The organism is Collimonas fungivorans (assembly GCF_028292705.1).
GTDB classification, from domain to species: Bacteria; Pseudomonadota; Gammaproteobacteria; order Burkholderiales; family Burkholderiaceae_D; genus Collimonas; species Collimonas fungivorans_B.
Window position 1 is genome coordinate 1 of sequence record NZ_JAQGLV010000192.1, and the last position, 9,245, is coordinate 9,245.

The following is a 9,245-nucleotide window of genomic DNA, read 5'->3' on the forward strand; positions in this document are numbered from 1 at the left end:
GTCTGCACCGTGGTTGCGTAACTGTCTTCGATAATCCGCAGGCGCTCGCGGATGCCGTTTCTTTCATCGCTGTCGTCGTAATCCGCTTTCTTGTATTTGTCGTCGAGGTAGACCAGGGTCGATTGCACGCTGGCGACATAGTTGCCGTCCTTGAACTGTGAAATCGAGGTGGACAGGGAAGCGCAACCCGCAAGCAGCAAGGCGCAGCCGAAGAATAAAAGCGCAGATATGATTGATTTGATTTTTTGCATTCGGTTTTCCCTGTGGCGAAACTGATCCGGCGTCGAGCGATGGCAGATCTTAAGCGGAAGTACAGGGAGGAGGCAATCTCCGCGGCGGCCATGGAAAAATCGCGCGCTAATGGCGCGATCGCGGTTAAGCGATCCTGAAGCGCGGCGCCGAGGCACCTGGAGCAGAGCTGAAAAAAAAAGCCCACCGCCTTGCGGCAGCGGGCTAAATATCAACATAGGAGAGGATAGGCTCCGATAGACGGTTTTATTCTAGTGAGAATTGGAAACTGCCACACCTGTCACTTTTAACAGGTTTACAAATTCGTGCTCCTGACAGTCATGTCAACTATGACAACACCGTTGTCCGAGCTTGCGAATCAATCCTTTCCGCGATGCTAGGCGGCGCTGATGGCAGCCAGCGCTTCGCGCAGCCATAGCAGCGCGGGATCAGCCTGGTTGCGAGGATGCCAGGCGGCGAACAGGGGAAAAGTATCGGCCTGGAACGGCAATTCAAAAGCATCCAGCCGGTCGCGATAGCGCGCAAATAAACGGCTTGGCAAGGTTGCAACATAGTCGCTATTGCACAACAGATCCGGCACCAGCGTGAAATTCTGCAGCGACAAACAGACTTCGCGCTGACGGTCCAGCCGCTCCAGGTGCTCATCCACGAAACCGGAAAAGCTGCCGCCGCTGGTCGACACCAGTACGTGCTTCAGGCTGCAGTACTGGTCCATGTCCAGCGGACCGGCGCCGCGCGGATGCCCTTTCCTTTGCGCCATCACAAACCGTTCATCGTACAGTTTCCTGGCTTTCATCGACGGCGGCACCATGTGCACGGAACCAAGCAGCAGATCGATCTCGGCACGCTCCAGCTGCAGCGCCACCTGGCGCTGGTCGGCATTCACAAAAGCGATCTTGATGCCGGCGCCGGCTAGCTGCGGCAACTGCTCCATCAGGCGCAGGCCGAGCACCGCCGCGGCATTGTCGTTGGCCGCAATCACAAACCGCCGGCTGTCCTGGAAAGGGTCGAACGCCGGCCGTTGCCTGACCACCGCCTGCAGATCGTTGAGCGCCGCATGTAGCGGCACGATCAGGCCCAGCGCCCGCGCGCTCGGCGTCATGCCGCGGCCGCTGTCGGCCGGGATCAGCAAGGGATCGTCGAAAATCTTGCGCAGCCGCGACAGCTGCGTGGACACCGCCGGCTGGGTCAGGTGCAGCCGCGCCGCGGCCTTGGTCACATTGCACTCTTCCAGCAAGGCGTCGAGCGACACCAGCAGGTTGAGGTCGACACCGCGTAGATCAATCACGTTGATAGGTCCTATGCCATTAATTGATTTCAAATATACGTCCTCACGCTCTAGAGTTCAATCATCGTTCAACCGGAAACCAAAAGGAGTTCAACATGAAAGCATGGATGTTCAATCGCGCAGAACTGACGCTGGCGTTGCAAGAAATACCACAACCGGAGCTGCGCGCCGGCGCCGCGCTGCTGCGCATGGAGGCGGTGCCGCTGCTGAGTTATACCCGCAGTTACCTGAAGGGCGAATTGCCCTACGCCTATCCGCCCGGCACCTTCACGCCCGGCACCAACGGCATCGGCCGCATCGTCGCCGTCGGCGCCGGCGTGCAGAAGTTCCGGCCGGGACAGCGGGTCGCGATCAATCCCTACTGGATCGCCAACGAGGCGGTGACCGAACCGCCGCAAGTCCTGATTGGCCTGTCCGGCATCAGCCATGACAGCGCGCAGATGCTTGGGGAATTTCCCCATGGCAGCCTGCGTGAAGTAGCCGACGTGCCCGCTTCCACCCTGCTGCCGCTGGATGGGCTCGACCACCTGAGCAGCGAACGGCTGGCGGTGCTGGCGAAATTCGTGGTGCCGTTCGGCGGCCTGCGCCGCGGCCGCCTGGCGGCTGGTGAAACAGTCGCCATCAACGGCGCCGGCGGCTATTTTGGTTCGGCGGCGGTGCTGGCCGCACTGGCGCTGGGCGCGGCTAAAGTCATCGCGCTGGGACGTCGCCCCGAAGCGCTCCGGAAACTGGTGGAATTGGGCCGTGGAAGAGTGGTGCCGGTGCTGCTTTCGGGCGACAGCGGCGCCGATGCGGCAGCAATCCGGGCCGCGGCCGGCGGCGGTATCGAGCTGGCTTTCGACATGGTCGGCAAGGCTGGCGACGCCAACAGCACGCTGGCGCTGCTGCGCAGCTTGCGGCGCGGCGGCCGGCTGGTGCTGATGGGCAGCATGCAAGTACCCTTGCCGGTACCTTACGGTGACATGCTGATCAACAGCTGGGAACTGATCGGCCATTTCATGTATACGCCAGCCGATTACCTGGCGCTGCTGTCGCTGATCCGGGCCGGACTGTTGTCGCTGGACGACATCGAAGTGAAAAGCTTCGCCTTCCCGGACCTGGAACAGGCCATGGACTATGCTGCCAAAATGCAGGGATTGCAGGCGACAGTCGCGCTTTTTGCGCAGTGAGGTTGATGATCCGGTGCTGGCGGTGGCTCAATTCGCAAGGAATTCACGCCACGGCTCGAAATATTTTTCGCGCCAGCCGAGCTTGACCTCTTCGTAATCCTGGTCCGGCACGTCCAGGTGCACCAGTTCAATGCGGCCATGCTCGCCTTGCGGGTGGAACGACAGGATCAGGATCGAATCCGGATCGTCTTCGGCAAACGCCGGTGAGCGCCAGGTCTGGACAATCAGCCGCGGTTTGACCACCTGCAGCATGACGCCGGTCAGGGTGCCGTCGAAGGCCACGAATTCGGCCCCCGCTTCCGCGGCTATGGTGACCGGCAAGCCAGTGATCGCCTGGTGCAGCACCGGATCGACATACATGTCGAACAAAGCGTCGGGAGTCGCTTTCAAGACCACCGTTTTATAAATCACGTTGCGCATGCTGGTTCTTCCTTCGGTGCTGTGAATCAACAGGCGCCATGGCAAGCCGGGAGGTCCTGGCGCGGTAAAGAGTTTTCCGAGGCGGCGGCAAGCCGCCCGCCGTCACACAACCCACCACAAAACTTTACCTCATTTTGCAAAAGCTCATTTCATTGCACGCCGCATGCCGACATACAGGGCTTCCACCTTTTCGCGCGCCCACGCCGTCTTGCGCAAGAATGTCAGGCTGGACTTGATGCTGGGATCGGCCTTGAAGCAACGGATGTCTATCCTCTGCCCCAATCCTTCCCAGCCGTAATGAGCAACCAGTTCGGTCAGCATGGCCTCCAGCGTGACGCCGTGCAGGTGGTTCTGTGTGTGTTGTGTCATGGGCTTCTCGATCTGCATTCAAGCTGCTATTTTACGGGCTCGCCGGGCGATCCGGAAAAACCGCTGCATATGCGCTGCATCCCTCTCTTCATTCTCCTCCACAAATCCTAAAACAGTTTTTTGATGGGAAACCTGTCGAAAACTTTCAGTCCCTGACATGCGCGGCGCAACTTTCCACCTGTTAAAAGTGACAGGTATTTGTTGGAATGTGTTTTCGTAAAAAAATAATTTTCCGGAATACTCGATATCGGACGACGTAAGACTTAGCTATGAGATTTTTTAAAATCGTTTTTTTTACACGATCCAAGCCAGATTATTTCTCAGAATATTCAGCTACTCCTCAATCGAATCCAGCACGATGCAAAGTCAAAAAACTTGACTTACGGAAAGCAGAAGCTATGTTAAATAAACGTAGATTCGACGGGCCGAAAACGACAAACTAGAAATTCCCGTCCGATGCACGATGCGCTGCAAACGCACGTGTCCGTGCACATGAATCTCGCGGACCACGCCGAATACGCGCGGGTAGATAGCTCCAGTTAAATGTGGCAATGCGCGTGGCAATACGGGAGACGCTTGTGGGCAAGCTATTACCTATGGATTTATCGTGAACGTACTTCCAGTGTTCATCGCGTACGTCTATCCCGGCTGGCACGCGTCGCCATTCCGTCCAGGTTTCGACGAGTGGAAACTGCTCGACCGCTTCCGGCCTTACTACGAAGGGCATGTGGCGCCGCCCAGGCCGAAGGCTGGATACTACGATGACTCCCGTCCCGAAACAGCCGAGGCAAGCATGCGCCAGGCTAGCGCCTACGGCATTGCCGGATTTTCTTATTTCGCTTACTACCGGCGCGGCGGATTCGTCCTCGACGCGCCTGTCGATGCAGCATTCGCATGTGCCACAACGGTATCTGCGTTTCAATTGGCGCTGACGCTTTGCCTGCGTTTGCCGCATCGCGCACTGCCGCTGCCGCTCGATTACCGCCACTGGCGCGATTCCCGCCAGGCCGCCGCCGAGCCCTGCCCGCAACCGGATATCGCCAGGCGCGCAGAGATTCCACGGCAACACACTTTTAGCGACGTCTCCGAACTCATCGGGGATTCCGAACTGGAAGGCTTCTCGGTTGCATCATTCCTGCGAATGAAAAACTGCAGATAGCCGCTTATCCACCTCATGCGCCGATGACCGGCGAAAAAAGGGAGAAACATCATGTCCGACGACGGCGACTATGGCTCTTGGTTCCACCACGACTGGGTAGAAGACTTGATCGATGTCATCAGATCCTATGTGGTGGATCCGGTCGACATCACCTTCGGCCAGCTGCGTGAACTGGTCGGCGCGGTCACCGAGCTCGACGTAGCCGGCGGCAACGCCGGCAAAGTGACGCTGCGTGCGCTGGAGGCCACCATCCGCAGCCACAATGCAACGTTCCTGCCGGTATCTTCGGTATTCGGCATCGTCGAACTGTGCAGCAAGCATGCGAAAGCCGCCCATGGCCGCAGTTCGGTGCTGGACAGCCTGACGATGAACCAGCTGGGCGCCATCATGCGGCCCCAATTTGCGCGGCTGAAACTGGAAGACCTGGTCGGCGTCGCCAAGCTGGCCTCGCGCCAGGCGCGCCATGTCGACGTCTTCGACCAGGTCACCGTAGAATTGCTCACGCATTCGCTCTCGCATTCGGCCTTGCGCGCATTTACGCTTGCCGAGCTGCGAACCACCTTGGAAGGATTGGCGACATCAGGGGTATTCGCGAAGAGCGAGAAATAATTCTGTCCAGGCGCCGCCATGAATCGGGACAATCCGCACGAGCGGCTCGAACTGCTCGACTGGCAAAGCATGATTGCGTTATTCGAAGGATGGGCCGAGCGCTACTGCGCGCATCCTTCGTATTTCCGCATCGGCGGCCGGCCGGTGTGCTCGTTCCTGAACCTGGGCGATTTCGTGAACACCTATGGCCTGGACGGATTCCAGCTCATCATCCAGACGGCCCGCCAGATCATGCAAAAACGCTTGGGGCAGGATCCTTTTGTCATCGGCGTGTTTGGCGAAGCTACCTTGAAGCACTGCGCGCTGGCGAATCTGACTTCGATCGACGGCGCCACAGGCTACGGATTGCTGCCGGAATGGACCGGTCCGCCTGTGCAGCACTATGCCGAACTGATTCCGCGTAGGGCCGCCGAATGGGCCATGGTGCAGCGGAATCTGCGGGTGCCGTTCTTTCCCGTAGTGTGCGCCGGCTGGGATGCAACCGTGCGCGGCGAATGGGCGGCAGACCTGCGCAATTGCCGCGGCTTTCCCTGGCGCCCGGTAGTCGATGGCGTCAACGCCGAATTGTTTGGTCACTTCGTCGATGCCGCCGTCGCGTTCAACCTAGCCCACCACCCGGAGCTCAACGTGGTCTATGTGCATGCATGGAATGAATGGACGGAGTCTTCAGCGATCGAACCCAGCGACCGCTTCGGCGACCAGTTCCTGCGGCAGCTGAAGCAGCGGGCACGCCCGATGCCGCTCGGACCGAGACCGGGACCGGCTCCGGACCTGACCTTGAATGGCGCTAACCACCGGGACATATCGACATGAAACAACCTACACAGTTCATCGCCTATGTCTACCCTGGCTGGCACGCCAACGCATTCCGCGGCGATTTTGACGAATGGACCTTGTTTGACAAGTTCTCGCCCTACTTCGACGGGCACCAGATGCCGTCGCGCCCTGCTGCCGGATTCTATGACGATAGCCAGCAGTCGTGTTCAAGGCGTCAGGTGCAGGAAGCCGCTGACGCCGGCATCAATGGTTTCACCTATTTTTTTTATTACGGCAACGACGGTCCAATCATGGCCGGGCCGCTTGACGCTGCCCTCGATGCAGCAGCCGACGCAGCCGCCGATACCGCATTCGAAGTCGGCACAACCTGGTGCCTGCGCCTGCCCCACACCAATTTCCCGATTCCACTGGTTGCCGATGGCATGGGAATCAGCGTCGACAGGATTACAGGCAAGGCCGCGCCGGACGGCGAATTCACCATCGGCGAACTAGGCCGGGTGCTAGGGCCGAATTGCCTCGACCAGCTTTCGCTCAGCGCAGCAATGCGGCTGACGCAAATCGGGCCCAGGCAGAAAAAGAAATAGCCGGCCACTTTGTGCGGCAAGGAAAGACCAGGCGCAGCGATATCGAAGAAAACGAGGCTTCCATGCTAAATCACCTGATCGTGAAGTACGACATAGAGCGCTATCCTTTTGCGCGCATCGTCGCCAGCCACTTGAAATGCGCCAACCTCGCCGCCATCCATCATGTCCACCAGTATCCGAGATTCGACTGCGCCATTGAGCAATCCACCGAACTGCACCATCGGCTGTATGCGATCGGCAAGGAATTCTTCGATGTCTACGGCCGCTTCATCAGGAACCAGATTGCACCGATGATCGGCGACGAAATCGTGTACCAGGCGCGGCCCAACTTCCGGTTCCAGCTGCCCGGAAACGTCGCCGTGTCCGGCTTCCACCGCGACCGGGACAACCATCATCACACTGCCGAAATCAATTTCTGGGTGCCGCTCACACCGGTCTCGGAACATACCGCGGTGTGGATCGAGTCGAGTGAAGGAAAACAGGATTTCCATCCCTATGTCGCCCAGTACGGCGAAATCCTGGTGTTCGACGGCGCCAACCTCATGCATGGCAATGTCGTCAACGAAAGCCCGGTCACCCGCTTCAGTTTCGATTTCCGCGCAGTGCCGGCGCGCTTGTTCGAGAACACCGGCATGCGCAGCGTGAACACGGAAGTCCCGATGTCTGTCGGCGGCTATTTTGCGCCGCTCGATCTTGCACCGGCCCGCGATATCGCTGCATCGGATGCGGCCTGCCATGTCGACTAACCCGGCGCCGAGGAACCCGCAGCCGCTGCGCCCCGTCATCCAGCGCTCTGGTCGGCTGAGCATCGGCGCCGTCGACGGCTTTCTCGACGACTGGATCGCGCAGTTTGCTTCGCGCCGAGCGTTTCTCCGGATTGACGGCCGCCCAGTCCTGTCGCTGCTCAACGTTACCGACTTCGACAAGCTGTACGGGACAGACGGGTTCCTGTTCCTGCTGCAGTACATCCGCCGCAAGCTGGTCTCCCATTTCGGCGTGAATCCCTTTCTGATCGGCGTCTTTCCGCTGATCGACGAATACCACACCAGGATCCTCCAGCGCTTGCCGGTAGACGCCGTCACCGGGTACGGCATGCTGCCCGACTGGGAAGGCCCGCCGGTGCAATGGTACGGTGAACTCATACCCAAGCGGGTCGCCGAATGGCACCGCCTTCAGCAACGGCTTAGCATCCCGTTCCTGCCGGTGGTCTGCGCCGGCTGGGATGCCACGCTGCGCGGCGCGCCGGTCGCCGACATCCGCCAGGTGCGTGGTTTCCCCTGGCGGCCGATCGTGGCCGGCGTCACGCCCCAGCTGTTTGGCCGCTTCCTGGACGAGGCGATTGCCTTCAACGAACGCTGGCACCCGGCTCACCGGGTGGTTTTCCTGCACGCCTACAACGAATGGACCGAGGCGTCGGCTATCGAGCCCAGCGAACGGTTTGGCTCAGGCTTCCTGGAGCAGATTCACGCCAGGTCCAGGCAGCTGGAAGGAGCGCTATGAAACTACTAATCTCCGGCAAGAGTTTCATCGGCTGCCACAGCTTGCGCCATGCCCGCGACATGCAGGCGATCGGCGCAATCGGCTATACGCTGCTGGCGCTGCCCAATGCCGGCGATGACACCGCCTGGGAACCGTCGTTGCGCCGTACTGCGCGCCAGCTTGGCGTCGACATCGTCGCCGACATCGCTGCCGCCGGGCTCACCGGCAGTGACATATTCCTGTCGGTCGAATACGATCGCAAGGTCCGCATCGAAGAATTGGGCGGCGCCCGCGCCTACAATCTCCACCTGGCGGCGCTGCCTGGCTATCGCGGCTGCCTCAACAGTGCCTGGCCGCTGCGCAATGGCGAATCGACCGCGGCCGCCACTCTGCACCAGCTGACCGAAAAAATAGACGCGGGACCGGTGATCGCTGTTCGCCAATTCCAGATTTCAGCGTTTCATACCGCCTTCGATTTGTATCTTCTCCTGCAACGCCATGGATTCGAACTGGTGAAGGAACAATTCGCCGGCATGCTCACAGCCGATCACGTTCTGCAGCCCCAAGCTGCCGGCCAGGTAGCTTTTTACGCGCGAGACTCGATCGATTTCCAGGCCCTGGATGTCGGCGATTTCGAGCGGCCGGCGTGTGTTGTCGATGGCTGGGTCCGTTCCCTGATTTTTCCGCCGCGCCAGCTTCCCCGATTCGGCGCGCGCGCCATCCGCGCCTGCGAATGCATCGCCCTGCCGCGCAGAAAGCAGCACCGGCCGGGAGAAGTGGCGATCAGCAGCGGCAGCCATGCAGTGATCGCTTGCGGAGATGGTTATGTACGCTTCGAATTCGAGGGAGACCTGCAATGAACATCGCTTCGGCAAGGATCGTCATGCCAGCGGAGGACATCGACGAAATCACGCGAGACATCCGCCTCATTCTCGAAAGCGGGCGGCTTATCCTCGGGCCTTACACCGAGGCCTTCGAACAGGCTTTGTCCAGCATGCATGGCGGCGCGCACGCAATCGCCGTCAGCAACGGCACCGGCGCACTGGAAATCATCCTGCGCGCGCTTGGCGTGCAGGGAAGACAGGTGGTGGTTCCTGCCAATACTTTTTTTGCGACAGCCGCCGCAGCGCTGCATGCCGGCG

13 protein-coding genes are annotated in these 9,245 nt (G+C 59.9%); 9 read left to right on the forward strand and 4 right to left on the reverse strand.

What is annotated here, in order from left to right; translation table 11 throughout:
* Positions 1 to 251: hypothetical protein (locus JWQ61_RS10295; protein ID WP_304360451.1), on the reverse strand; the 251-nt coding region annotated here is incomplete at its 3' end.
* A gap of 374 nt (positions 252 to 625) precedes the next feature.
* Positions 626 to 1,537 carry a LysR family transcriptional regulator gene (locus tag JWQ61_RS10300; RefSeq protein ID WP_304360452.1) on the reverse strand — a complete coding sequence of 304 codons (912 nt, stop codon included), beginning with the start codon at positions 1,535 to 1,537 and terminating at the stop codon, positions 626 to 628.
* A 95-nt stretch (positions 1,538 to 1,632) separates the two neighbouring features.
* Here JWQ61_RS10300 and JWQ61_RS10305 point away from each other — a divergent pair, with 95 nt between their 5' ends.
* Positions 1,633 to 2,706 carry a zinc-binding dehydrogenase gene (locus tag JWQ61_RS10305; RefSeq protein ID WP_304360453.1) on the forward strand — a complete coding sequence of 358 codons (1,074 nt, stop codon included), beginning with the start codon at positions 1,633 to 1,635 and terminating at the stop codon, positions 2,704 to 2,706.
* Between the two features lie 27 nt (positions 2,707 to 2,733).
* Here JWQ61_RS10305 and JWQ61_RS10310 read toward each other — a convergent pair whose 3' ends face one another.
* Together JWQ61_RS10310 and JWQ61_RS10315 are read right to left on the reverse strand one after the other, a co-directional pair.
* Positions 2,734 to 3,126, reverse strand: a complete 393-nt coding sequence (locus JWQ61_RS10310; protein WP_304360454.1) for an SRPBCC domain-containing protein — start codon at positions 3,124 to 3,126, stop codon at positions 2,734 to 2,736.
* A 144-nt stretch (positions 3,127 to 3,270) separates the two neighbouring features.
* On the reverse strand, positions 3,271 to 3,495 hold the full coding sequence (locus tag JWQ61_RS10315) for a VF530 family DNA-binding protein (protein ID WP_014007275.1): 225 nt from the start codon (positions 3,493 to 3,495) through the stop codon (positions 3,271 to 3,273).
* A 607-nt stretch (positions 3,496 to 4,102) separates the two neighbouring features.
* Here JWQ61_RS10315 and JWQ61_RS10320 point away from each other — a divergent pair.
* The 8 genes from JWQ61_RS10320 to JWQ61_RS10355 form a co-directional block, all read left to right on the forward strand.
* Positions 4,103 to 4,654: a glycoside hydrolase family 99-like domain-containing protein gene (locus JWQ61_RS10320; RefSeq protein WP_304360455.1), complete on the forward strand. Its 552-nt coding sequence runs from the start codon at positions 4,103 to 4,105 to the stop codon at positions 4,652 to 4,654.
* A 51-nt stretch (positions 4,655 to 4,705) separates the two neighbouring features.
* Positions 4,706 to 5,263: a hypothetical protein gene (locus tag JWQ61_RS10325; RefSeq protein ID WP_041742258.1), complete on the forward strand. Its 558-nt coding sequence runs from the start codon at positions 4,706 to 4,708 to the stop codon at positions 5,261 to 5,263.
* 18 nt (positions 5,264 to 5,281) lie between these two features.
* The gene (locus tag JWQ61_RS10330; RefSeq protein ID WP_304360456.1) at positions 5,282 to 6,076 is read left to right on the forward strand and encodes a glycoside hydrolase family 99-like domain-containing protein; all 795 of its coding nucleotides are present in this window, start codon (positions 5,282 to 5,284) and stop codon (positions 6,074 to 6,076) included.
* Entirely contained in the window at positions 6,073 to 6,624 is a 552-nt protein-coding gene (locus JWQ61_RS10335) for a glycoside hydrolase family 99-like domain-containing protein (RefSeq protein ID WP_304360457.1), read from the forward strand. The genes JWQ61_RS10330 and JWQ61_RS10335 overlap by 4 nt, the downstream gene beginning before the upstream one ends.
* Positions 6,625 to 6,686: 62 nt before the next feature.
* On the forward strand, positions 6,687 to 7,370 hold the full coding sequence (locus JWQ61_RS10340; RefSeq protein ID WP_304360458.1) for a hypothetical protein: 684 nt from the start codon (positions 6,687 to 6,689) through the stop codon (positions 7,368 to 7,370).
* Positions 7,360 to 8,124 carry a glycoside hydrolase family 99-like domain-containing protein gene (locus tag JWQ61_RS10345; RefSeq protein WP_304360459.1) on the forward strand — a complete coding sequence of 255 codons (765 nt, stop codon included), beginning with the start codon at positions 7,360 to 7,362 and terminating at the stop codon, positions 8,122 to 8,124. The genes JWQ61_RS10340 and JWQ61_RS10345 overlap by 11 nt, the downstream gene beginning before the upstream one ends.
* Positions 8,121 to 8,963, forward strand: coding sequence for a formyltransferase family protein (locus JWQ61_RS10350; RefSeq protein ID WP_304360460.1), 843 nt, complete (start codon positions 8,121 to 8,123; stop codon positions 8,961 to 8,963). Before JWQ61_RS10345 ends, JWQ61_RS10350 begins: the two co-directional genes overlap by 4 nt.
* The coding region (locus JWQ61_RS10355; protein WP_304360461.1) for a DegT/DnrJ/EryC1/StrS family aminotransferase at positions 8,960 to 9,245 on the forward strand (286 nt) is incomplete at its 3' end. The genes JWQ61_RS10350 and JWQ61_RS10355, both read left to right, overlap by 4 nt.